This window comes from Marinibium conchae, assembly GCF_015595035.1.
Lineage (GTDB): Bacteria > Pseudomonadota > Gammaproteobacteria > Enterobacterales > Alteromonadaceae > Glaciecola.
This window is the reverse complement of sequence record NZ_JADNRN010000001.1, coordinates 891,582-917,610: the sequence shown is the minus strand read 5'-3', so window position 1 is coordinate 917,610 and position 26,029 is coordinate 891,582. Positions and strand designations below refer to the sequence as shown.

Annotated in this window: 18 protein-coding genes; 6 read left to right on the top strand and 12 right to left on the bottom strand. The window is 42.9% G+C overall.

Annotated features, from left to right (window positions below; translation table 11 throughout):
• Positions 1-90: 90 nt before the first annotated feature.
• The 3 genes from carB to dapB form a co-directional block, all read right to left on the bottom strand.
• Complete coding sequence (gene carB, locus ISG33_RS03875; protein ID WP_195732215.1) at positions 91-3,318, bottom strand: carbamoyl-phosphate synthase large subunit; 3,228 nt, start codon at positions 3,316-3,318, stop codon at positions 91-93.
• A 13-nt stretch (positions 3,319-3,331) separates the two neighbouring features.
• Entirely contained in the window at positions 3,332-4,480 is a 1,149-nt protein-coding gene (carA, locus tag ISG33_RS03870; protein ID WP_195732214.1) for a glutamine-hydrolyzing carbamoyl-phosphate synthase small subunit, read from the bottom strand.
• 365 nt (positions 4,481-4,845) lie between these two features.
• Complete coding sequence (gene dapB / locus ISG33_RS03865; protein ID WP_195732213.1) at positions 4,846-5,652, bottom strand: 4-hydroxy-tetrahydrodipicolinate reductase; 807 nt, start codon at positions 5,650-5,652, stop codon at positions 4,846-4,848.
• Positions 5,653-5,858: 206 nt separating this feature from the next.
• Between dapB and ISG33_RS03860 the strand changes: the two genes are divergently transcribed.
• Positions 5,859-6,560, top strand: a complete 702-nt coding sequence (locus ISG33_RS03860) for a cytochrome b/b6 domain-containing protein (protein WP_195732212.1) — start codon at positions 5,859-5,861, stop codon at positions 6,558-6,560.
• Positions 6,561-6,963: 403 nt separating this feature from the next.
• Here the strand turns inward: ISG33_RS03860 and ISG33_RS03855 are convergent, their stop codons facing one another.
• From ISG33_RS03855 to grpE, 4 genes are all read right to left on the bottom strand, one after another.
• Positions 6,964-7,431, bottom strand: coding sequence for a c-type cytochrome (locus ISG33_RS03855; RefSeq protein ID WP_195732211.1), 468 nt, complete (start codon positions 7,429-7,431; stop codon positions 6,964-6,966).
• A 146-nt stretch (positions 7,432-7,577) separates the two neighbouring features.
• Positions 7,578-8,696, bottom strand: a complete 1,119-nt coding sequence (gene dnaJ / locus ISG33_RS03850) for a molecular chaperone DnaJ (protein ID WP_195732210.1) — start codon at positions 8,694-8,696, stop codon at positions 7,578-7,580.
• A gap of 199 nt (positions 8,697-8,895) precedes the next feature.
• On the bottom strand, positions 8,896-10,821 hold the full coding sequence (dnaK, locus tag ISG33_RS03845) for a molecular chaperone DnaK (protein WP_195732209.1): 1,926 nt from the start codon (positions 10,819-10,821) through the stop codon (positions 8,896-8,898).
• 328 nt (positions 10,822-11,149) lie between these two features.
• Entirely contained in the window at positions 11,150-11,779 is a 630-nt protein-coding gene (grpE, locus tag ISG33_RS03840) for a nucleotide exchange factor GrpE (protein ID WP_195732208.1), read from the bottom strand.
• A 252-nt stretch (positions 11,780-12,031) separates the two neighbouring features.
• Between grpE and ISG33_RS03835 the strand changes: the two genes are divergently transcribed.
• The 5 genes from ISG33_RS03835 (at position 12,032) to ISG33_RS03815 (ending at position 17,878) form a co-directional block, all read left to right on the top strand.
• A complete protein-coding gene (locus ISG33_RS03835) occupies positions 12,032-13,129 on the top strand; it encodes a GGDEF domain-containing protein (RefSeq protein WP_195732207.1) in 1,098 nt (365 codons plus the stop codon).
• Between the two features lie 233 nt (positions 13,130-13,362).
• A complete protein-coding gene (gene nadK, locus ISG33_RS03830; RefSeq protein WP_195732206.1) occupies positions 13,363-14,238 on the top strand; it encodes an NAD(+) kinase in 876 nt (291 codons plus the stop codon).
• The gene (locus ISG33_RS03825; RefSeq protein WP_195732205.1) at positions 14,238-15,584 is read left to right on the top strand and encodes an anhydro-N-acetylmuramic acid kinase; all 1,347 of its coding nucleotides are present in this window, start codon (positions 14,238-14,240) and stop codon (positions 15,582-15,584) included. The genes nadK and ISG33_RS03825 overlap by 1 nt, the downstream gene beginning before the upstream one ends.
• Before the next feature lie 124 nt (positions 15,585-15,708).
• Positions 15,709-17,382: a DNA repair protein RecN gene (gene recN / locus ISG33_RS03820; protein WP_195732204.1), complete on the top strand. Its 1,674-nt coding sequence runs from the start codon at positions 15,709-15,711 to the stop codon at positions 17,380-17,382.
• Positions 17,383-17,521: 139 nt separating this feature from the next.
• Positions 17,522-17,878, top strand: a complete 357-nt coding sequence (locus tag ISG33_RS03815) for an outer membrane protein assembly factor BamE (RefSeq protein ID WP_195732203.1) — start codon at positions 17,522-17,524, stop codon at positions 17,876-17,878.
• 64 nt (positions 17,879-17,942) lie between these two features.
• Here ISG33_RS03815 and ISG33_RS03810 read toward each other — a convergent pair whose 3' ends face one another.
• The 5 genes from ISG33_RS03810 to fabB all read right to left on the bottom strand — a co-directional run bounded on the left by ISG33_RS03810 (position 17,943) and on the right by fabB (position 26,000).
• On the bottom strand, positions 17,943-19,043 hold the full coding sequence (locus ISG33_RS03810) for a GGDEF domain-containing protein (protein WP_195732202.1): 1,101 nt from the start codon (positions 19,041-19,043) through the stop codon (positions 17,943-17,945).
• A 3-nt stretch (positions 19,044-19,046) separates the two neighbouring features.
• Positions 19,047-22,259 carry a FimV/HubP family polar landmark protein gene (locus tag ISG33_RS17340; RefSeq protein ID WP_195732201.1) on the bottom strand — a complete coding sequence of 1,071 codons (3,213 nt, stop codon included), beginning with the start codon at positions 22,257-22,259 and terminating at the stop codon, positions 19,047-19,049.
• A gap of 200 nt (positions 22,260-22,459) precedes the next feature.
• Positions 22,460-23,476 (bottom strand): aspartate-semialdehyde dehydrogenase, encoded by a 1,017-nt coding sequence (locus ISG33_RS03800; protein ID WP_195732200.1) that lies wholly within the window; start codon positions 23,474-23,476, stop codon positions 22,460-22,462.
• 46 nt (positions 23,477-23,522) lie between these two features.
• The gene (locus ISG33_RS03795) at positions 23,523-24,707 is read right to left on the bottom strand and encodes a 4-phosphoerythronate dehydrogenase (RefSeq protein WP_195732199.1); all 1,185 of its coding nucleotides are present in this window, start codon (positions 24,705-24,707) and stop codon (positions 23,523-23,525) included.
• Positions 24,708-24,785: 78 nt separating this feature from the next.
• On the bottom strand, positions 24,786-26,000 hold the full coding sequence (gene fabB / locus ISG33_RS03790; RefSeq protein ID WP_195732198.1) for a beta-ketoacyl-ACP synthase I: 1,215 nt from the start codon (positions 25,998-26,000) through the stop codon (positions 24,786-24,788).
• Positions 26,001-26,029 lie beyond the last annotated feature (29 nt).

Sequence of the window (26,029 nt, the reverse complement as noted above, 5' to 3'; positions counted from 1 at the left end):
GCATTCTTCTTTCGTGTATTACATAGAATTATATACTATTTTTTGACAGACAAAAGTAGCAGAACCACTATGCTCCAAAAAAACGCAGTATTAGGGCTGTGCGTTCACTCTTTCATGTAACTCTTGAACAGAAGTGACATTCACTTTTGCATCTGCATTTAACGCGCTTAGGGTCGCAAAGGCAGCGTTCAGAGTTGTCGTGTAGCTAATTTTATTGAGTAGGGCTTCACGACGAATATAAACAGAATCGGTTATCGCTTGTCTCCCTTCCGTCGTATTTACCACATAGCAATATTCGCCATTTTTTATAGCATCAACAATGTTGGGCCTACCCTCGGACAACTTGTTCACCACACCACAAGCAACACCGTGCTCTTCTAGGAACTTTGACGTTCCTTTGGTAGCCTCAACACTAAAGCCTTGCTCGATCATTTCGCGAGCTAAGCCTATCAAGCGTTGTTTGTCGTTGTTACGCACCGACAATAATACCTTTCCTTTAACAGGCAGTGGCGCAGACGCTCCTAAGTTAGCTTTCGCATACGCCTCATCAAAACCATTCCCTACTCCCATTACTTCGCCAGTAGAGCGCATTTCAGGACCTAGCAAAGGGTCAACACCTTGGAACTTAGCAAATGGCAGCACAACCTCTTTGACCGAGAAAAATGGAGGAATAATTTCTTTGGTAAAGCCTTGTGCTTGTAAAGATGTCCCAGCCATTGCTCTTGCTGCTACTTTTGCCAAGGGCACGCCTGTCGCTTTCGACACAAAAGGTACCGTTCTCGCAGCGCGTGGGTTAACCTCGATCAAATAAACTTCGCCGTCTTTAATGGCAAATTGGGTATTCATCAAACCGACAACTTCAAGTTCCAGTGCCATCTCGGTAACTTGCTTGCGCATAACATCTTGCACATCTTCTGATAACGAATATGGAGGCAAGCTACATGCAGAATCTCCAGAATGGACACCCGCTTGTTCAATATGCTCCATAATCCCACCAATAACGACCTGCTCACCATCGCAAATCGCATCAATATCAACTTCAATAGCATCGTCTAGAAAGCGGTCTAATAACACGGGACTGTCATTTGACACTTTTACTGCTTCATTTAGGTAACGTCTTAAGTCTTTCAGGTCGTAAACAATTTCCATTGCTCGTCCGCCCAATACATATGATGGGCGCACTACAAGAGGAAAGCCTATCTCTTCTGCGCGCAGAAGTGCCTCTTCCATGTTGCTCACAGTCGCATTCTCAGGTTGCTTTAAACCTAATTTATTCACCATGTGCTGGAAACGTTCTCGATCCTCTGCTCGGTCGATAGCATCGGGAGACGTACCGATGATAGGAACGCCGTTTTCTTTAAGTGCTCTAGCTAGTTTTAGCGGTGTTTGCCCGCCATATTGCACTATCACGCCTTTGGGTTGTTCAACACGCACAATTTCTAACACATCTTCTAAGGTGACTGGCTCGAAATACAAGCGATCTGACGTATCGTAATCAGTAGAAACTGTTTCTGGGTTACAGTTAACCATAATAGTTTCATAGCCGTCTTCGCGCATAGCGAGAGCTGCATGAACACAGCAGTAATCGAACTCTATGCCCTGTCCTATTCGGTTTGGCCCGCCACCAAGCACCATGATTTTGTCCTTGTTTGACGGAGCCGACTCACACTCCTCATCATAAGTACTATACATATATGCGGTAGAGGTGCTGAATTCAGCGGCGCAGGTATCAACGCGCTTATACACAGGTAAGATATCAAATTTCTTACGCATATCTCGCACATCACTTTCTGCAACTTTGGTTAATTCAGCGAGTCTTGCGTCAGCAAAGCCTTTGCGCTTTAATGTTCGCATTAAGCTATGGTCTACTTCTGAAAGGCCAATTCTTTCTACAAGTTGCTCTAACTGAACTATCTCTTCTAGTTGTACCAGATACCAACGGTCAATATTTGTCAGGCCGAAAATTTCGTCAACTGACATACCCATTCTAAAGGCGTCGCCGATGTACCAAATACGTTCAGCACCTGGTTCACGAAGTTCGTAAATGAGTTTATTTTTAGCTTCAGGATCATCTAAGTCAAGAATAGGATCGAGGCCAGTTACACCAACTTCTAAGCCCCGCAGTGCTTTTTGCAAGGATTCTTGTTGGTTTCGTCCGATAGCCATAACCTCGCCAACCGACTTCATCTGGGTGGTGAGGCGGTCGTTAGCACCAGAGAATTTTTCAAAATTAAAACGAGGAATTTTGGTTACTACGTAATCAATTGAAGGTTCAAAAGATGCAGGCGTTAAGCCTCCGGTGATATCGTTGGCCAATTCGTCAAGCGTGAAGCCAACCGCTAGCTTCGCTGCTATTTTAGCGATTGGAAAGCCGGTAGCTTTAGATGCTAATGCTGAAGAGCGAGAAACCCGAGGGTTCATCTCAATAATTACCATACGACCAGTGTCTGGACATACACCAAACTGAACATTTGAACCGCCAGTCTCTACACCAATCTCTCGCAGCACTGCCATGGCAGCGTTGCGCATAATTTGGTATTCCTTATCAGTGAGCGTTTGAGCAGGGGCAACGGTGATTGAATCACCAGTATGCACCCCCATAGGATCGAAGTTTTCAATGGTACATACAATAATGCAATTATCTGCTTTATCGCGAACCACCTCCATTTCGTACTCCTTCCAGCCAATGAGTGACTCATCAATAAGCAATTCGGAGGTGGGAGATAAATCTAAGCCACGAGTACAGATTTCATTAAACTCATCTTTGTTGTAAGCAATACCACCGCCAGTTCCGCCCATGGTAAAAGATGGGCGAATAATACATGGGAAACCAATTCGAGTCAGAACATCATGAGCTTGCTCAAGCGTATGGGCGATTTCAGCCCGAGGACACTCAAGTCCGATAGATTTCATGGCTTTGTCGAATCGCTCTCGGTCTTCAGCTTTATCGATTGCATCTGCGGAAGCACCGATTAGTTCAACATTGAATTCGTCAAGCACACCATGTTTGTTAAGGTCCAGTGCACAATTCAGCGCGGTCTGCCCACCCATGGTTGGTAATACCGCATCGGGACGTTCCTTATCGATAATGTTGCGAACAACTTCCCATTGAATCGGTTCTATATAAGTAGCGTCGGCCATCTCAGGGTCAGTCATGATAGTCGCAGGATTAGAGTTGACGAGTATTACTCTGTAGCCTTCTTCACGAAGTGCTTTACAGGCCTGTGCGCCGGAATAGTCAAACTCGCAAGCCTGACCAATCACAATAGGCCCAGCACCAAGAATTAGTATACTCTTGAGGTCGGTACGTTTTGGCATAGTCTTATTCCTACTATTTGGCTTGAGTGTTGTTTTTCGCTTTAGCTAGTAGCTCAATAAAGCGATCGAATAATGGCGCAGCATCGTGCGGGCCTGGGCTTGCTTCAGGATGGCCTTGAAAGCTAAAAGCTGGCTTATCGTTACGCTCGATACCTTGTAGTGATTGGTCAAATAGCGAAACATGCGTGACTTTCAAGTTATCTGGCAAAGATGTCTCATCAACAGCAAAACCGTGGTTTTGGCTAGTAATCATGACCACATTCCTAGCAAGGTCCTTCACTGGATGGTTAGCACCATGATGACCAAATTTCATTTTTTGTGTTTTAGCACCACTCGCTAAAGCTAAAAGTTGATGGCCCAAACAAATACCAAAAATAGGCAATGATTTATCGAGAAATACTTTTATTGCATCGATAGCATACGTACAGGGCTCGGGGTCGCCGGGGCCGTTCGACAAAAATATACCGTCAGGATTGAGTGCAAGCACTTCCTCAGCTGTGCTTTCAGCGGGTACTATTGTAAGACGACAACCGCGATCAACTAACATTCGTAAAATATTATTTTTTGCACCAAAATCATACGCAACAACGTGATATGGAAGCTCTGATTGATCGACAGCATAACCCTTACCCAGTTCCCATGAGCCATCAGTCCATGCTTCTGATACCTTACGAGTCACCACTTTCGCAAGGTCCATTCCTTTAAGACCAGCAAAAGATCTTGCTTTGTCTAAAGCGTCACTTTCCGACAAGGCACCGCCAGCAACAATGCATCCTCGTTGCGCACCTTTATCTCGCAAAATTCGAGTCAGTCGACGGGTGTCAATATCAGCGATAGCAACAATATTATTATCAGAAAGGTAGTCAGACAGGTTTTGTTCATTTCTGAAATTACTCGCGATTAGCGGAAGATCTCTGATAACTAAGCCTTTGGCCCAAATTTTGTCGGATTCGACGTCTTCTGAATTAGTTCCGGTGTTACCGATGTGAGGATAAGTGAGCGTAATGATTTGTTCGGCGTATGATGGGTCGGTTAGGATCTCTTGATATCCGGTCATTGAAGTATTAAAAACAACTTCTCCGACACTGTAACCGGAAGCACCGATTGCTGAACCATTGAAAATAGAACCATCTTCGAGCACTAAAAGGGCAGAAATAGCCAAGTCAACCTCCTAAAATTAAAGGTAACAAGGGAAATAGCAATGAAGATGCTATTTCCGAAAAAAACAATTGTACCTTTAGTAAAAAAAGGAAAATTGTCGCTTCTTCGCGAAACTTTACACTCTCAACGCATTAACGCTTTCCAAACGTTTATAGCTTTTCTTGCCATAAACAGTTGCGTGCGCCCTGCGCGAAATTGCAAATTGGTGGCAAATTCCAATGAGTATATATTAATGAAATAGTTTGGTCTATTTTTTTCTCAAAAGCCGCCACAAAAGTGACGAAAATAAGCATTTAACACTATTATTATGATGAACTACGCATAAACACACTTTGACATCTTGGTGTTTATGCGATTTATATGACATTACTCGCCTAAGCCCAATACATTCTGCATTGTATACAAGCCTGGTGGCTTCGTCTTTAACCAAATAGCTGCTCGCAATGCGCCATTGGCAAAAGTGAGACGACTAGATGCTTTGTGTGTTAATTCGATACGTTCACCTATAGTGGCAAATATCGCGGTGTGCTCACCAACAATGTCGCCAGCTCTAATTGTACTAAAACCTATGGTTTGGTGCTCTCTTTCACCGGTATCGCCCTCTCTTCCATAAACTGCGCAGGAATTAAGATCTCTGTCTAATTCATCTGCGATAGCTTCGCCTATAGCCATTGCTGTGCCTGAAGGCGCATCTTTTTTAAAACGATGATGTGCTTCAACAATTTCGATATCAGCGATATCACCCATCACTGCGCTCGTTTGACGCACGAGACTAAGCAATAGATTAACACCAACGCTGTAGTTTGCTGCGAACACTATCGGTATTGACTTAGCCGCTGTATCAATGGCTGATAAAAGCTGCTCGCTCAAGCCAGTTGTACCAATTACTATTGGTTTATTGTGTTGTACACACCAATCAAGGTTGGCCTGAAGAGCCTGAGGTAGCGTAAAATCGACAATTACATCTGCTATGTCGCTAGGCTGTTTACTATACTCACACACATTTATGTATTGTTTTGCGACCCCAGCCAACTCACCTGCATCGATGCCCGCCAAGGCAGAGCCGTCTCGAACGCTTGCAAAACCAAGCGACACATCCGTATGCTCATAACAAGCTTCTATTAATACTCTTCCCATTCGACCGTTAGCGCCAAATACACCAATTTTTGTCACGTCTGTGCTCTCCTTTAGAATTACCACGGTATTCTGCATGAATTGGCGACAAACAAAAAGCCGTAATCGTGCTTTTAGCTCTTTTCTTTCCCACCTTTTCTAATAAGCATTGCTGAGATTTGTTCTAGCGCTTTGTTAAAATTACTAATGAAGATTTATTTGCAAGCGCTATACTTTCCATATTGTTATTCTGCCAAGAAGCTAAAATGAAAATATATGTTTGGGACTTTCCGACGAGAATATTCCACTGGCTATTGGTGGTCACTTTTGCCGCGCAATATTTAACTGGGGAGTTACTTGACGATGCTATGCAATGGCACTTCTATGGTGGCTATGTGATGCTTGGGCTAATCATCTTCAGGCTTCTCTGGGGGATTGTTGGTGCCTATTATGCTCGCTTTTCTCAGTTTATACATGGCCCTACTACCACTATTGCCTATGCCAAGAGTCTGAATAAAAGTAGCTACACAACATATTTAGGGCACAATCCGCTTGGCGCTTACTCCATCATTTTTGTCATGAGCATGCTGTTAACGCAAACCGTATCAGGACTATTTATCACCGACGATATCTTTTATTCAGGTCCTTATCACTCTGTCGTAAGTGATGCGGTTGAAGATATAATGAACATGCTGCACAGTAACGCTGTTAACGCCGTGCTATTTTTCTTGGTCTTGCACATTACTGCAATGATTTTATACAAAAGACTAAAAGGCCAAGCATTGCTTAAAGCAATGGTAACTGGCAGAAAAGAGCTAAGTGAGTCTCAAGTATCAAAGCTAGAGAATATTGTAGCAAGCAAGAACCATTGGCTTCGTTTTGTGTTTGTAGCGAGCTTATCTGCAGGCGCAGTGTATCTCATTGTCGTCAGCTTCGCTCCTGAGCTAGCAGATGACTTTTACTACTGACAAAAAAATAGCCGAGCAAGGCCTGCTCGGCTATTCATTTGTATCAATAAGATATGAGTTTGCTATCTTAGAAAAATACGTTAGCTTGTGAAATTGTTAACCCGTAGAGGATAGTCAAGCCCACAGCAAATGCTGTTTGTTTTAAAGCATGTTTAGACATATTCGCCAATCCTTTTATTTTTTTTATTAGGATTAAGCACTACAACTTCCATTTACATTAAACACCGAGCATTGCTAAACGGTGTCGCTTTACAATCATTGTATTAATTGAACAGTAATAATAGTACTCCAATAAAATCATTCTTCTCCCAAAGAACAATTTCATTAACATTATAATTACATATCTCTACAAAATTGCAAATGCTACTTTATGTTTCTTTTGATTTGCTTAGTGCAATAACGTCTAATCAGTTTTGTATTTATCGTGACAGGCTTTACAAGTAGCCCCTACCGAACCAATCGCTTTACGATAATTTGCTTCGTCCCCAGCTTCAGCTACTTTCTGGAGCTTTGCTGCCGCATCTGCCATGTCTAATGCGAGTGAATTGAAGTCGTCTTGATTCTCCCAAATATCATCTGAAGCGTCAGTTTTTAGCTCAAATTTGCGAGTATCTGTAGCAAAATAATCTTCCATCATATAACTGAGCTGTTCAATTCTTAAGCCATTGGTCATCATTACCTCACTATCATAAGGAATTTGACCTTTTGCCATCGCCCCAAGAGGACCCATATTGCTCCTGACTAACTGAAGAATCGCTTTTCTAAATTGTACATTTGCTTTAGCTTGTTTTTCAGAACTTGCTTCCTTAGCTACGATAGACGCCGAGAACAGAATACTCAAGATGCTCGCAATTGATAAAAATTTCTTCATTGTTGTTTTCCTTTATCACTTATATTTGTTGTCAAAAAATAATAGTTCAGAAACACCGATTTAAAAAGGCCTCAATATTATTTTTCTTAAAACAAAAACGCCCATCGTTGTATGACAGGCGTTTATGTTATGGATTTTAGCTTGTGTTACTTGGTTAAATCGTCAAAGAACTTTTTCACGCCATCAAAAAAGCCTTGCTCTTTAGGGCGATGTTTACCGCCACCAAGAGAAGCGTCGAACTCTTCCAGCATCTCACGTTGCTTGCTCGATAAATTAACTGGCGTTTCGATTACAACTTTACACATCAAGTCACCTACGCTGCCACTCCTTACTGATTTCACACCTTTACCACGCAGGCGGAACATCTTGCCTGTTTGTGTTTCAGCAGTAATCTTAAGCTTAACTTTGCCATCAAGAGTCGGAACTTCAATATCACCGCCCAGTGCTGCAGTCGCAAAACCAAGAGGGACTTCACAGTATAGGTTGTTGCCATCACGAGCAAAAATTTCGTGCTCTCGGATATTTACCTGAACATATAAATCACCTGCTGGAGCCCCGTTCTCACCAGCCTCTCCCTCGCCGCTCAACCGAATACGATCGCCTGTGTCGACACCTGCAGGGACTTTGACCGAAAGTGTTTTAGTTTTTTCAGTTCTGCCTTGACCACGGCATGGATTGCAAGGGTCTGATATAATTTTGCCTTTCCCAGAACATGTTGGACAGGTTTGTTGGACTGCAAAAAAGCCTTGTCGCATCTGTACTTGCCCGTTTCCTTTACATGTAGGACATGTTGTTGGTGAAGACCCTTTCTTTGCACCCGAGCCATGACATGAGTCACACTCCACTAAGGTAGGGACTCTAATTTCAACTTCCTTGCCTCGCACAGCTTCCTCAAGTGACATTTCGAGGTTATAACGTAAATCGGACCCTTGGCGAGCACGTGATTGACGCCCCCTGCCTCCACCAAAAATATCGCCAAAAACATCTCCAAAAATGTCACCAAAATCAGCCCCATGACCGTGACCTCCGCCACGGTTAGGATCAACCCCAGCGTGTCCGTATTGATCATAAGCGGCACGCTTTTGACTATCGGTGAGCATTTCATGAGCTTCTTGAATCTCTTTAAATTTTTCTTCCATGTCCTTGTCGCCCTGAGTTCTATCAGGGTGGTACTTCATGGCGAGTTTCTTGTAGGCTTTCTTTATTGTGCGCTCATCGGCACTTTTGGGAACACCTAAAACCTCGTAATAATCTCGTTTGGACATAAGATAAAAACTTCCTACTATATAAAATCTGTGTAAGGGTACTGTTTTATAAGAGCTCTATTTCAAGCCTTAGTTAAATCGCTTATAAAACCACAAATGCGCGTTTGTTAGACTTTTATTACCATATTGTGTAAAACAAACAAGGCGCAACCTGTTCACAAACAGCTGCGCCTCGTTATCTTACTTAAAGCAATTCGACTTATTTCTTGTCGTCTTTCACTTCTTCAAACTCAGCGTCAACTACATCATCATCCGCTGGAGTAGCTTCACCTGTATCAGCTTGAGGTGCATCTTGACCTTCTGCTGCAGCTTTAGCCTGTGCTATTTCCATTAACTTAGCTGATGCTTCCATGAGCTCTTGAACCTTCTGGTCAATCGCCGCTTTATCTTCGCCTTTGCGCGCAGTTTCCAGAGCGTCAACAGCAGCTTCGATTTTCGCTTTCTCATCTTCAGCTAAAGCGTCACCGGCTTCTTCAATTTGCGTGCGAGTGCCATGGATCATGCCATCAGCTTGATTTCGAGCTTGTACTAGTTCTTCGAACTTCGCGTCAGCATCTTTATTCGCTTCAGCGTCTTGTACCATTTGCTCAATTTCTTCATCACTTAAACCAGAGTTAGCTTTGATAGTGATCTTCTGCTCTTTGCCCGTATCTTTATCTTTGGCCGAAACATGTAATATGCCATCGGCATCAATATCGAAAGTTACCTCAATTTGAGGGGTTCCACGTGATGCCGGACGAATACCTTCAAGGTTAAATTGACCTAAAGACTTATTACCTTGAGCTTGCTTACGCTCCCCCTGTAACACATGTACTGTAACCGCAGACTGGTTATCTTCAGCGGTTGAGAATACTTGTGACTTCTTAGTAGGCACCGTTGTATTCTTCTCGATAAGGGCTGTCATCACTCCACCCATCGTCTCGATACCGAGAGATAGAGGGGTAACGTCAAGTAATAGAACATCTTTCACATCACCCGCTAGAACACCACCTTGAATCGCGGCGCCCGTTGCAACTGCTTCATCAGGGTTTACGTCTTTACGCGGCTCTTTACCAAAAAACTCAGTAACGTACTTCTGAACCAAAGGCATACGAGTTTGGCCACCAACAAGAATAATGTCGTTGATGTCGCTTACCGACAAATCTGCATCGGCAAGGGCTTGCTTCAATGGCTCAAGTGATTGCTTCACTAAATCTTCAACTAGCGACTCCAATTTCGCACGTGTCACCTTTATTGCTAAGTGCTTAGGACCAGTTGCGTCAGCAGTGATGTATGGCAAATTAACTTCTGTTTGCTGCGCTGAAGAAAGCTCAATCTTGGCTTTCTCACCCGCTTCTTTCAAACGTTGCATAGCCAAAGGATCTTTACGTAAATCAAAACCTTGGTCTTTCTTGAACTCATCCACAAGATAATTGATCATGCGGTTATCGAAATCTTCACCGCCTAAGTGAGTATCGCCATTGGTCGCTAATACTTCAAATGTGTGCTCACCGTCAGCCTCGTCAATCTCAATAATTGAAATATCAAAAGTACCACCACCAAGGTCGTAAACAGCAACTACGCTATCGCCTTGCTTTTTATCCATGCCGTAAGCTAATGCTGCAGCCGTTGGCTCGTTAATGATACGCTTTACTTCCAAGCCCGCGATTCGACCAGCATCTTTAGTAGCCTGACGCTGAGCATCATTAAAATAAGCAGGAACAGTAATAACAGCTGCAGTGACTTCTTCACCCAAATAGTCTTCAGCAGTCTTCTTCATCTTTTTGAGCACTTCCGCTGAAATCTGAGGCGGTGCCATTTTTTCGTTGTTTGCTTCAACCCAAGCGTCGCCGTTATCAGCTTTCACGATTTTAAAAGGCATGATGTCAATGTCACGCTGCACTTCTTTATCTTCAAAGCGGCGGCCTATTAGGCGCTTAATCGCAAACAATGTGTTTTCAGGGTTAGTCACTGCTTGGCGCTTCGCCGGCTGACCAACAAGTGTCTCGCCTTCGGCGCTGTAAGCGATAATCGATGGCGTTGTACGATCGCCCTCTGCGTTTTCAATTACTTTTGCTTTGTCGCCGTCTAGTACTGCGACACATGAATTAGTTGTACCTAAGTCGATACCGATGATTCTACCCATTAGTGTGTCTCCAAAATATGAGTTATTGCGTTATGACTTACTAAGTGGGGCTAATACCCCTGTTTTCAACACGTGATTAAACTTTTTTTTATTTTTTTTAATTTACCTAGAAAAAAGCGCTGTGAGCCTGTCCAGTATTGGGCTTTGCTTTTCTAAGCTTGTGCTTGCTGGGACTCTTCTCTTTGTGACGTTTAATAGACGATAAAACAGATGTGATGCAGAACACGCGCGGACTACTGCATAAATTAATTGCCAAAGGACGGGTAGTCAAAGTTTTATCGTCGTACTAGGTTTGAAATGCTTTTTAAATAAGGTTCACACCAAACACTTATGCTTCGGTGTCAACCCCATCACTTGCTGCACGAGATACCATTACCATGGCGGGGCGAATCAAGCGACCATTCAAGCTATAGCCTTTCTGCATCACAGCCATGACTGTATTAGGCGCAACATCTGACGATTCTTGCATGGACATTGCTTGGTGAAGTTCAGGGTTAAAGCTTTCACCCTGTGGGTCTATCACTTCCATACCAAATTTCTCAACGGTCGACACAAATGATTTCAGGGTAAGATCGACACCTTCAATCACCGGTTTTATTGCCTCATTATCAGCATCAGCAACTTGCATCGCTCGCTCAAGGTTATCAAGCACAGGCAGTAGTTCACCGGCAAATCTCTCAAGGGCAAATTTACGTGCTTTGTCAATTTCTTGCTCTGCTCTGCGTTTAGCATTTTCCATGTCGGCACGAGCTCGAAGTACAGCGTCTTTCTGACCGTCAATAGTGCCTTTTGCAGCCTCTAACTCGGCTTCCAACTCTGCAATTCGTTCAATATTATCGGTATCGTTCATGCTTTGCTCAAGCTCATCAGCCGTCATTGGCTGTTCTTCATTTTCCGACGAACTTTCTTCATCGTGGATCTCTACTTCGTTATCAGGATTGGCTTTTTGGTCGCTCATTATATTTCTCCGCGGATACTTCGAATCTTCTCTAAAACGGTGGGGACACCGTTGGTTTATGCATGGCGATGTAGATGGGGTTATTTTAGCTTTCTTCAAGGGAAAAAATAAAATTATATCCTAAGCCCTTGAATATCATATCAAATACACTGGAACTGTTTAAAGATAAGTTCTAATACAGTTGTTGTAGTTATTAATGTACAATTTGATAAGAAGTTACTTGCAGCGTCGTTTACATTTAAGTGGTGAAAAGTGGTTGACCGAATAAATCAGCATAGCACTCAAAGCTTGAGTCCTCTTGAAGAAAAATATCAGCATTTAAGCCCTGATCATGCAAACATTCGACTATACATCACCCTGAGGACGGTTTGTTTCTTAGGTGCCGTATCGCACATCATATTTATCTTTTTCTTTTTGAGTATAGGAGCGTTATGGCTGTCGTTTCTGAACGTAGCAAGTGTGCTAGTTTGGCTAATAGCGCTCTATCAAAACCATAAAAGTCGGTATTTGCTCGCGACCATATTGATTTCGTTGGAAATTGCGGTGCATGCGACTATTGCAACTTTGGTGATTGGCTTATCGATGGGTTTTCAATATTTTCTTTGGCCGGTCGCTTCTATGGTGATTATATTTCCATTATTTTCGCGCCAATTGTCAGCCATAATAAGCCTCAGTCTTATTGTACTTTTCGGTGTACTTAATCTACTTACCGCCAACTTTGACTATGTATATGCCTTTCCAAGTATTGCCCCCTATGTACAATTTATCAATATTGTCCTCACTGCAACGGCCTTCGTTATTATTACTATGAGTGCTAGGTCTCGAAGCATGAGACAAGAAAAAAAGCTATATGAAATGGCAAATAAAGATGCGCTTACTCAGAGCTATAACAGGCAGTTCGTCTACGACTTTCTAAAAAGGCGACACCAAGAAAGGCGTGGGCAACATGCCCAAAATTACACTGCAGTGCTTTGTGATATAGATAATTTTAAGAATATTAATGCCACCATTGGTCCGCTTGCCGCAGACCAGGTAATTAAAGACACCTCCGACTATTTACAAGCGACTGTTCGCGGGAGTGATATTGTATCTCGATGGGGTGGCGAGCAATTTTTAATTCTGTTGATGAATATAGACGAAGAGAGCACCGAAACACTCGTTGAGAAAATTCGTAAAAATATTAAATATCACGTGCGTCCAAGAGCGCATCCTGAACTAAAAACTACATTGAGTATTGGGGTTGCGGCGGCTCTGCAAGGTGAGCACTTTGAAGATACTCTGCGCAGAGCCGATGTAGGGATGTACAAGGCAAAAACGCTTGGAAAAAACACCATTATTTATACACGCTAAACTGACGATACATTGTAATATGCAATGCCAAACCAAGGCTTGGACACTAATTTACCTTTCGAACCCAAAAATACACTTGCAAGTCAACTAGAATTGGGTAACAGTTATCTTATTATTAGCAAGCTTCACTGTACTATAATCAAGCACGACCAAGAACAATCAATAACAGGCGGAGTAAGGTCTGCATGTAGAGAAGGTTATTTACATCAGGCAAAGGAAGTTATAGCGCATTTATGAGTTATCAAACAGTAGGACTGATAGGGAAGACCGACCATGAAGGGAGTCGGGTTAGCCTCAATGCATTGGTAACAGAATTAAAGGAGCGAAACTGCCAAATTTTGGTTGAAGCTCGCATCAAAGAAGAGCTTGACGATCGTTCTTTAGAAGTTTGTAGCTTAGAGGAACTTGGTGAGCGGTCAGAGCTAGCGATTGTTGTGGGCGGCGACGGCTACATGCTTGGGGCGGCCAGGATCTTGGCAAACCACAATACCGACGTAGTCGGCGTTAATCGCGGTAATCTCGGCTTCCTAACCGACATCAATCCTGAAGATATTAGCCGTCAAATCACCAATATTTTTGAAGGAAGAGTTCACAGGGAAGAGCGCTTCCTTTTAGAGGCCACCGTGGTCAGAGACGGCGAAAACCAAGAGACGAATTCAGCTGTTAACGAGATTGTTCTGCACCACGGTAAAGTCGCTCACATGATGGAGTTCGAGCTATACATCGACGGACTTTTCGTATTTAGTCAGCGTTCAGACGGTTTAATTGTCGCGACTCCAACCGGCTCCACAGCCTATTCTTTGTCTGGTGGAGGCCCAATACTTATGCCTCAATTAGATGCCCTTACTTTAGTACCAATGTTCCCTCACACTCTCAGCAGTCGACCAATTGTTGTTGACGCAAATAGCGAAATTTATTTGAAAGTATCCAAAGTAAACACTGACAATTTGCAGGTTAGCTGTGATAGTCATATTGTTATCTCCCTACAACCTGGCGACGAAGTTAGAATTCGAAAAAACCCAAATAAATTGACCTTGGTACACCCAAAAGACTACAACTACTTCAACGTCTTAAGAACAAAACTTAATTGGGGCAGTAAACTCTACTGATGCGTCAACATATCGATAAACTATATGGTCTAACTAGAGCAAAAACTCGCAGGATTATTGGGCTGATGAGCGGTACCTCGCTGGATGGGCTTGATATTGCTTTGTGTACTATTGACGGTCACGGAAAAGCAACTCGCGTTAGATTGGAAGGCTTCGAAACAAAAGCATACGACGACGCGTTTTTGCTCGCGGTCAAAGATGTTTTTTCAAAACAAATCGTTGATCAGTCAGTCTTGTGTTGGCTTAATGCTTTTATCGCAAGAACTCATGCTGATATGGTCCTTCAGTTTCTTGAGGATAACAAGTTAACTAGTGCTGATGTTGATCTGATAGCAAGTCATGGCCAAACTGTTTTCCACTATCCCAATTCACTGAGAGTCGCGAACTCTTTGAAAAACGTGTCGAGGACTCCTTGCCCTGCTCAAACCGAGAGCACTTACCTTGAAAGTGCGGCTAATTCCTCAATTCACTCTACACTTCAACTTGGCGATGGCGACCACATAGCCTCATTAACCCATATAATTACCATCAGCGACTTTCGCCAAAAACAGATAGCTCATGGCGGTGAAGGCGCCCCACTCGCCATGTACGGAGACTATTTGCTATTTTCCAGTCACACTAAGAACCGTTGTTTGATCAATATAGGTGGCATCGCTAACCTAACTTACTTACCGAAGGGTGCAGGTTTTAATGACACGGTCTGCTCAGATTTAGGCCCAGGAAATACACTCATGGATGCACTGATTAGGGCTGAAAGAGATAAATCCAATGAGCAAAGCGAACAATTGGCGTGGGGTTACGACAAGGATGGAAAGATCGCAGCCATGGGAAAGGTCAACACAATCTTGTTAAAAAAAATGCAAGACGACGCATTCGTAAATGCAGCGATGCCCAAAACAACTGGGCCAGAGTTATTTAACATCGCATGGTTAGATAATGCAGTCAGCCAATCTGACACTGACTCGAGAACAGCGACGCCTATGCAATTGGACGAACAGAAAAGTATCAGCTTTGAAGATAAAATGGCGACTTTAAATGAATTCTCAGCTTGGCTTATTGCCAAGCATGTGCTGTGCCTACCAATTGATACTGAAATCTACGTAAGTGGTGGCGGAGCGCGTAATACTCATTTATTAAACCGACTTTCTTTTCATTTGAAGCGCAGTGTTTCAAATACACGAGCTTTAGATATCGACCCCGATGCAAAAGAGGCGATCCTTTTTGCTCTGCTTGCAAACGAATGTGTTGCTGGGGATATACAGACTTTTGCGGCGGAATCGGCCACAGGAAGTAAAGGGTCAACTAACGTCAATACCAGCATGGGCAAGATTTCACTACCACAGTAAAAACACTAATGCCTGACCCTCTGCTTTACTTAAACTCAATTACTGTATATATTACCAGTACATTTATTAGCAGCGTTAATTATCAAAACATAGTTAGCAAATTTAGAATCTTCGGGAAAGCCAGATGCTCGTACACATTTCAGTTAAGAATTTTGCTGTTGTTAAACAATTACAAGTTGACCTAGTTGAGGGCATGACCGCCATTACTGGTGAAACTGGTGCAGGTAAGTCAATTGCTATAGACGCCCTCAGTTTATGCTTGGGTGATAGAGCCGACGCAGCTAGCGTGCGAAAAGGAGCTGAGAAGGCAGAAATTGTTGCACACTTTGATGTCAGTCATCTTAAGCTGGCAAAATCATGGCTAGAAGAGAACGAATTAGAACAAGAAGATAACAAAGATGAGTGCTTTATACGTCGTTTAATTAGCCAAGAGGGTCGCTCGAAAGCCTTTATTAATGGCGTTGCCGTATCACTTAATCAGCTAAAAGCGCTTGGCCAATATCTGGTAAGCATTCATGGGCAAAATGCACATCATCAGCTTCTCAAAACCGATAACCAACGGCGCTTAGTTGACATTTTTGCCGAGCATTCCAGTTTAATTGATGCTGTTGCCTCAGCATGCAAAGCCCTAAAAGAAAAACAGTCGCAACTAAGTGAATTACAAGAAGCACAACAGCAACGCAATGACCGAAAGCAACTGCTGTCATATCAAGTGGCCGAACTAGACGAATTTAGTATTGCCGAGAATGAGTTTAGCGAATTGGAAATAGAGCATAAAAGGCTAAGCAATAGTCAGACCTTACTAGAGCAAGCTCAAATGAGCTTTTATCTCTTATATGAAGGCGACGAGTTTAATGCTTTATCTGCGATCCGCTCTTGCATCGACAATTTGGCTGACATGCAAGAGCACGATCCCTTGTTAGGCCCAATTGTGGAAGTACTCAATGAAGCCTCTATTCAAGTTGAAGAGGCATCGCAAGAATTACGTCAATATTGTGAGCAATTAGAAATTGATCCCATGCGTTTACAGCAAGTTGAACAAAGGTATGCGAGTTCAATGGACTTTGCGAGAAAACATAATGTTAAACCTGAAGCGCTCTATGATAAACATATGGAGTTGGCAGCCGAGTATGCCACGCTGATTCAACAAGAAAACAGCTTAGGTGAGCTTGAGGAAGAGTGTCTTAGACTCGCTAGCGACTATAAAAAACACGCAGAAGCCTTGCACCTATCACGTCAAAAAAGTGCGACACTATTGGCTAAAAAAATCGAAGCACATATTCGTGATATGAACATGCCACATGCGAAAGTAGAAATTGAAGTAAATAGTATTTTGGATGCAAAGCCAAGCGCACATGGCACTGATCAAGTTTCAATCAAAGTAGCGACTAACCCCGGCCAAGCAGCAGATAGCTTAGATAAAGTCGTTTCAGGTGGCGAACTGTCGCGAATAGGATTAGCCATACAAGTGATCACCGCTAGCGGAAACCACATACCCACTATGATTTTCGATGAAGTCGATACTGGTATAAGCGGGCCTACCGCCTCTATAGTGGGCAGGTTACTTCGTAAACTAGGTGAAAGATCTCAAGTAATGTGTGTCACGCATCTCCCACAGGTCGCTGCACATGGTCATAATCAGATATTTGTTACCAAATTAACCGATGGCGACAGCACCGAAACGCGTATGCTACAACTCACTGAAAATGAAAGAGTGAATGAAATTGCAAGGTTACTTGCAGGCGATAAATTAACCGATACCGCCATCGCAAACGCACGAGACTTATTAAAACTATAGAAAGAACTAAATAGATGTTGAATGGTCATAATATAGTGGTAGCATCAGCTACATAATTACGCTTACGCTGAAAATACCAAATATCAGTGACAACTAAATGAATAGGTTGGCTAAGAATGCCAATAAATCGGAAAATTGAATGAAACTTACACATCTCTTAATTATCATCGCCGTCGTTTTCGGTACCACTGCTTGTAAAAACTGGATATTCAGAATTGACGTCCCTCAGGGCAACTATCTGGATGACAGAGATGTTAAAAAACTTCGTATCAATATGACAAAAGAGCAAGTTATTTATGTATTGGGGCACCCTGTGGTCGAAGATTCTTTCGACCAAAATACATGGTACTACGTTTATGAAATGAAGCGCGGAATGAGTAAGCGTGGCGAAGACTTTAAAAAGGAATTGGTCATCGACTTTGAAGATGGAAAGTTACAAGCAGTTAGAGGTGATTTTGAGCTTGATGAAAACTTCAATGTGCCCCTCGACTCGTAAATAGACCACAGCTTATGGAATACAGAGCTTAGTGATGAGCCGCACTGGCAGAGCGTTTTCAGAACTAAGCATCTACAACAAAGGTATTTCTGCCTTTATCTTTCGCTAGATACAAAGCACGATCTGCGTTTTTGAACAACTGTTCTTTAGTTTCAATCGTTGTCTCACCTTCGTCGATTGAGCTTGTTGCTATGCCCATTGACACCTCAACATGAATGAGTTGTATTTCGGTCAAAATCCTCTGACTTATTGTTTCTACTTCTCCTTCCTTGGCGTCATACAAGACAATACCGAACTCATCTCCAGCTATTCTGCATGCAAAGTCACACTCTTTCGTACATTGCTTGGATAGCACTCCTGCAAGATTAACTAGGCATTTATCACCATAATCGTGACCATTCCTGTCATTAAGCTCTTTGAAGTTATCCACATCTATAATAATCAAAGATACTTTTTTAAATTCATTTCGTGCTCTGTCAATGAGTGATAAAAGCTGTTTCTCAAAGTATCGACTGTTTTTTAAGTTAGTGAGTCGGTCGGTTATTGAGTGGCCATAGAGCTCATTTATCATGTGATAGTTATTCACTAACTGCCTAGATAGGTTTCGATTAATGAACAAACACATGCTTGCTATACCCACATAAACAAACAATTGGAAAGCGAGCTTGTTGGCTTCCCATCCCAAATTAGGATAAACAACTGCCATAATAATTATCATCAACAAGGTTATTGTTGCTGCTGGCTTTATCGGTAGTGCTGTCATCAAACATCCAAAAAGGATGAGAATAACGAAACCGAGCTCTGAGAGATTTTGATCATAATTGCGAGCAAAGGCAAATACGAAGATGTGCACCATGCCACAGCTAAAATAAGTAAAAAGACACAAATTGAGATACTGACGAGTTGATGTAACACGTTTTGTCCAAAATAAAAGAGACACGCACAGTAGCGGTAAAACACCAAAGATGACACGAATAGGAATGGTTATTTGATGGACATCAACCGAAAAACGATGATAATCGATATAGGTGAAAGCCAGATAAAAAGCCAAAGCGCCGGTAAACGACCATCTTTTTATATTTAGGGTTGATTGAGCTATAAATTCATCTAACTTAGCTTCATATACTAGCTGAGATGGTTTATTTACACCGAACTTGCCACTCAAACTCTACTTTCCTTTTAGTTGTTCAAGTAAAGCGCTAGCCTCTTCTTTTTGCTTAGCATTGCCCTTTTTCACAACCTGATCTAAGGCTTCAATAGCGGCTTCGGTATCTTCCATATCGATGTAAACTCTCGCCAAATCCAAGTTGCTCGATTGGTCGGCATCAACGTCAACATCAATTCCGTTGCTTTCATTCAAAAAGCTATCAAGAGACATGTCTAAATTTAATTCAATTTCATCATCGCTTGCAGGCGCTAATTGTTCACTTTCCTCGATCAGATTATCGACATCGATGAAATCAGCACTAGCATCAACTTCACCTTCTGGATCGTCAAATAATGCCGTTAAGTCTAAATCAGGATTGTCTAACTTATCAGACTTGCCATTGTCCGAATCAAGTGCCTCAACCAAGCTATCCAAATTTTCCATATCTGGTTCAATTTCAGCTAGCTTAGATCCTATATCATCATCAGCAATTGCCCCCATTTCCTCTAGGAGAGCATCAAAGTCTGCGCTTTCTATTTCTTTAAGCACTTCATCTTCAGCGCTTGTTGAGGGAGCATCCTCTCCTAAGGTGTCGATAGCGAGATCGTCATAATTGCTAGGTAATTTACTCTCACCTGAAGAATCAAAATCATCATCTACGTCATTAGCCCTAGACTGACTGTCCTGCGACTCTTCATCTTCTTGTGCCTTTTCATCATCAAGCCAATCGTCTAGGTCTGGCAAGTCAAGAATTGAGTCATCGATATCATCTACATTGCTACTAGCGTCTTGACTATTATTAAGCTCTGCGTCTAATTCACTTAAATCGATATCATCAAGCGTTTCAACACCGGCTTCGTCGAGTCTAGTATCAATCTCGAGATCAACGATGTCACTTTCTTGGGCTGAAGCCCCCTTTTCTGGCGAAGTACGCTCTGGCTCTAAGATTTCATCTAACAGAGCATCCTTACCTGATTGAATATCATCCTCATCAATATGATTATCGATTAGGTCATCTAAACTGTCGTCCAGGATGGAATCAAGATCAAGGTCGTCAGTGTCATCTGTATTAGCTGTATCGTCAGCTGTATCGACACTGTCTGCTGTCGCTGGGTCGTCATCACTGGTATCAGCTGCAGAATGACTATCTTCAAGTTCAGCACTTTCCTCTACAGCAAGGTCATCTTTATCTGGAAGTTCGGCTTCAAGCTCAGAAAGTAACTCATCACCAAGGGGATCGTCTAAATCAGTCTCGTTTAAGTCAATCTCGTCTAAGCCACTCTCGTCTAAATCAGTCTCGTTTAAGTCAATCTCGTCTAAGCCACTCTCGTCTAAAACGCTCTCGTCTAAGTCAGAGGAATCTACTTCTACTTCATCATTGATGTCTGCACTAGTATCTGAGCCAGCATCTGCACTAGTATCTGAGCCAGCATCTGCGCTAGCAGCTTCAACATCTTTAGCTATCTCGTCAATAGACGGTGTAGATTTTTGTTGTTCGCTATCTGTAGCAGTCTCTTGAGCTACATCCTCCTCCAAACTATCCAAATCTAAGTTGTCATCAACGAAATCGTTATTTTCGAGGTCATCCTCGAGCTTCTCTGTAAGCGCATTAATCTCGGTATTTTTATCGCTAATACTGGCTTCTATTTGCTCGATTACGGATTCATCTATTTCACCGGTACGCCCGATAGTAATGCCATCTGGTGTGTCGCCATCATCCAAAGCATTTTGTTCCAGCAAGTCTTCGATGTTAACTTCATCTTGAATTTCCTCATCAGCAAGGTCATTGCTTGATTCGATATCACTTACACTGAGCTTATCACTTTCTTCCATCGACTTGTCGTTATCGAGCTTATCGCCGGTCAAGTCATCTATCTCGCTCTCTTCAGCGGTATTAGCTATTTCAACGTTTTCATCTCCAAGTACTTGGTCAATGTCGATCTCTTCCAATTCACTTTCATCACTTGCTTCGTCATCATCAAGACTAAAGTCATCGTCGTCGAGACTTATTTCGCCATCAAGGCTATCGGCGTCAAGTGAGTCGACATCGAAATCAACATCATCATTGGTATTTGCATCGGCATCGTCGACTTTCGTGCTTTTAGCTTTGTTATCATCTTTTTGGTCAGGCACGAGCATTTCGTCTTCTAACGAATCGAAGTCTTCTATGTCGGGTGATATTTCATCAATCGTGTCTTCGAGATCGTCCGACAAAATGTCATCTAATAAATCATCATCCGACACATCATCACTATCCAAGATTGCCAGCAAGTCATCGGCATCTTGAGAGGCTGCGTCGTCAAGCTCAATCAAGTCGTCATTAAGAGGTTCAGTAACTGCCTCTGCTTTCGCCTTTGGCTTTCTCAACAAAACCATTGCCACTAAAACAAACACCAGTAAACCAGCGACTGTTGTGGCAATAATAATAAATAAGGGTTGTCGGATAAGTGTCCCCACAGATTCGTTTTGCGCTAATTTCTCCTTCGCCTGCGCGATGCGAACAAATTCCTTAAGCGCTTCAATCTCTGCGGCTTGCTCGGCAAGCTCAGCATTAAACTGTTCGGCTAGCTCAGCCCTCAGCGCCGCCATCTCTTCATCTTTCTGTGCCATTTTTTGAAGCACTAATTGATTTTCATTAACAATGCTCTGGGTAGCATCTATTGTTGCGCTTAACTGTTCACGCAATTGACGCACAACTTGACCTTGTTGACGCTTGAGGCCAGATATTTCTTGCTGAAAAGACTCTTGTGCCGCATCGAGTTCATCTTTGTTAACTAATTCTGCGTCAGGCTTTAAATTAATTTCGCTGTCGCTCTCCACTGGGGCAACACTCGACCCACTCCGACCGGTAGCCTGAGCAAATGCACGGTCATCATCTTGAGCTTTTCGCAAAGCCCTTTGTGGGTCAATTCGAGCGATATAACGCTCAGTCGGAAGTTGCAGCATCGAACCGTTAACCATGGTATTGAAGTTTCGGTTAGTAAATGCGCGAGGGTTGAGCTCGTAAATTGCGAGCATAACTTGATAGACAGTGAACTGTTGATTTTTTCTGTACTGGCTAGAAATGGCCCAAAGCGTGTCGGATTGGTCGATAGGACCATACACAACGCCAGAGTAAACATCTGCTGAATCTCGAGGGCCTTGAATTTGCGTACTCTGCGCGAAACTATGGCTTGAAAGCACGAATGCCGAACACAAACACAATACTTGAATGACTTTTGAAAACCACTTCATAGCAACTTTTTTAACTCTCCAATACAAGCTGTTCACACTGACAATGCATTAAGTTAAGAAGACGACCCGATAGTTAACTAAGGCACTTGCTATTCAATCTGAATTTACTTTCTTTATTTTGTTGAAAAGCCGATAACTAAGTTGATCAAGCCTAAAGAGCTTGTCTCATCAACAGGTTATCGGCATTACTGACTGATTATTTATAAATATTCTTTTATTAGTGTTTCCGCAATCTGCACGCTGTTAGTTGCAGCACCTTTTCGTATGTTATCCGAAACCACCCACAGATTAATACCGTGGCTATGCGAAATATCATTACGCACCCTACCAACATGAACCGAGTCATTGCCACTAGCAGATGAGACCTGTGTGGGGAACTCGTCGGTTTGAGCGTATAGGGTAACACCCGGCGCCGCACTCAGAAGTTGCTTAACATCTTCTGCATCGATCTGTTGTCTTGTTTCGATATGAATTGCTTCACCGTGGCCATAGAAAACCGGCACTCGAACTGCCGTTGCATTTACTAAAATACTCTCGTCACCCATGATCTTTTGAGTTTCCCACACCATTTTCATTTCTTCTTTGGTGTAATCGTTATCCATGAACATATCAATCTGCGGAATAACGTTGAAAGCAATCTGACGACTAAATTCATCGCCTGTTACCGCTTTTGCGTTTAACAGTTCTGCCGTTTGTCTTGCTAAAGCTTCCATTGAAGACTTACCTGCACCTGATACAGATTGGTAAGTGCATACGTTGATTCTTTCAATCCCAACGGCATCATGAATTGGTTTTAATGCAACCATCATCTGAATCGTTGAGCAGTTAGGGTTGGCGATGATATTACGATTACGAAAATCAGCCAGCGCATGGGAATTTACCTCAGGCACCACAAGCGGTATGTCTGCTTCATATCGGTAGTGAGAGGTATTGTCTATCACTACGCATCCGGCTTCAGCAGCCAATGGCGCAAATTTGGCAGACACACTACCTCCTGCCGAGAAAAAGCCGAATTGCACTTTAGACCAATCAAATTCGTCAGCATTGAGAACCGTGATTTTTTCACCCTTGAAGGTGATCTCACCACCAGCAGAGCGCTCACTGGCTAATGGATATAATTTGTTTATAGGGAAATCTCGCTCAGCAAGCAGTTCCATCATTGTTTGGCCAACTAAGCCAGTTGCGCCTAGTACGGCAACGTCAAACAACTGTGACATGAATTTGTATCTCCAAAAATAATATAAAAAGGGTAGACATCTGTCGCTAGTTGGCTATTAAAAACCCTAGTTCTCTCGCTATTTGCACTGCTTCTTTTTGCTTTAACGCAATATTATTATCGCTATTAGCCGGCAGTTCACCCGCTACCTCTCCTACTGTATCAACATAAAGGGTGGCAGCGCTAAATTCTCTTCGTATTTGATAGTTTTTTCGAATATCAGCGAAGGCCTCTGATTTTGCCATGCGAGAGCGAAAATTACCATCATCCATTTTGATGTTATACATATGTTTTACAACATGAAAAATTTGTTCAAACGTACTTTTGTTAGCCAATAATGTGGGGCAATTCTGATAGTTTGGTAAAAAAGTGGCTAACTGTTGTTGCTTCTCGAGCCCTTTCCATTCACAAAATTGGTCATAAAGCATTGATGTTCCTCGCGCTTTACCCTCTAGGGTGTGTCCCGCAATATGTGCAGTAGCAAATCTAACAAAAGGGATAAGCCTGTGCTCAATGTAGGGTTCACCTTCCCAAACATCGAGTATCACATTCAGTTTTTTACCTGCGTTAAAGGCTTCCAGTAGAGCACGATTATTAATAACCTCTCCTCGACAGGCATTGATCAGATATTGCGCTTCGCTAATTTGACGCAATTCGCTATCGCTGATCATATTCCGTGTTGGGTGTTCGCCGTCTTCTACTAGAGGAACATGCAAGCAGATAATATCAGCCGACAGTAGCTCGCCAAAGGAAACAAAGTGCCTAGAATCACCTTTGGCTTGAAGCGGCGGATCATATAATACATAGTCTATTTGAAGCGCTTGTAATCGCAAAGCGAGCGCTGTCCCGACGTTTCCTGCTCCCACGATTGCCACTTTTTTCGTTTGTGGTAGAAAGCTATCTTCATAAGCAAGGTGATAAATTGCACTAACAACATACTCAGCAACTGCAATGGCATTGCAGCCAGCAGCAGAGCACCATTTGATCCCCCTACGATTTAATTCAGGCAAGTCAAAATGATTAATGCCGGCAGTTGCGGTGCCAACAAACTCGAGCTTACTTGCATAACTTAACAAGGCCTTGTCAACCTTAGTAGTCGATCTCACCATCAGCGCATTGGTCTCAGAAAGCTGTTCAGGCCTCAACTTCCCAGACTCAAAAGCAGTTGCTTCACCTAAATCTGCAAAAAAGTTCTCAGCATAAGGCATGGCAGCATCATATAGAATATTCACTAGCTGTTTTCCTTTACATAAAAAAGCCATTCACATTGAATGGCTTTATGACGTCTTTCCGACCGATGAGCCTTTGGCCTACGACTGATACTTTTTGAAAGTAAGCGTTGCGTTAGTGCCACCGAAACCAAAGCTGTTCGACATGATGAGGTCGAGCGGCTGCTCACGCATTTCTGTCACTATATCGAGACCTTTAGCGGCTTCATCAAGCGTATCTACGTTAATCGATGGAGCAATAAAGCTATTTTCCATCATTAACAAACTGTATATCGCTTCATTAACACCTGCCGCGCCTAGCGCGTGCCCGGTTAATGATTTAGTTGCACTCATTGCAGGGCTGTCATCACCAAATAAAGCTTGAATCGCCTCTAGCTCTTTAACATCGCCCACTGGCGTAGATGTACCATGAGTATTGAGATAGTCAACTGATTGGTCTATACCTTGAAGAGCCTGTTTCATGCATCGTATTGCGCCTTCTCCAGAAGGAGCAACCATGTCATAGCCGTCGGATGTTGCACCGTAACCTACGATTTCAGCATAAATCTTAGCGCCACGGGCTAGCGCGTGCTCAAGTTCTTCAACCACAACCATGCCGCCACCGCCTGAGCTAACGAAGCCGTCACGGTCTGCATCGTAGGTACGTGATGCTTTAGTTGGTTCATCGTTGTATTTCGTTGACAGAGCACCCATTGCATCAAATTGACTCGATAGTGCCCAGTGTAACTCTTCACCACCACCGGCAAATATCATGTCTTGCTTGCCTAACTGTATCATCTCAAGCGCATTACCAATGCAGTGTGCACTGGTAGCACAGGCTGACGAAATACTATAGTTTACACCTTTAATTTTAAACGGTGTTGCAAGGCAGGCAGATACGGTAGAGCCCATGCAACGTGTCACCATATATGGACCAATGCGCTTCACACTTTTTTCACGCAATGTGTCGGCAGAAATAACTTGGTTTTCTGAAGATGCACCGCCCGAGCCAGCAATAATACCCACTCTTTCATTTGAGTATTGCTCTTCACTAAGGCCTGCGTCTTCAATGGCTTGTTGCATAGCAATATATGCGTAGCTAGCAGCATCGCCCATGAATCTTAGTGCCTTGCGATCAATATGTTCTTTCAAATCGAGTTTTAGGTCACCCCATACTTGGCTTCGAAGACCCATATCTGCAAACTGTTGAGAAAACGTTATACCTGAGCGCCCTGCTTTTAACGACTCAGTTACTTCCTGTTTATTATTTCCTATACTCGACACGATGCCTAAGCCGGTTATGACTGCTCTTCTCATTTTTCACCCAATCTGTTGTTGCGTTTTGA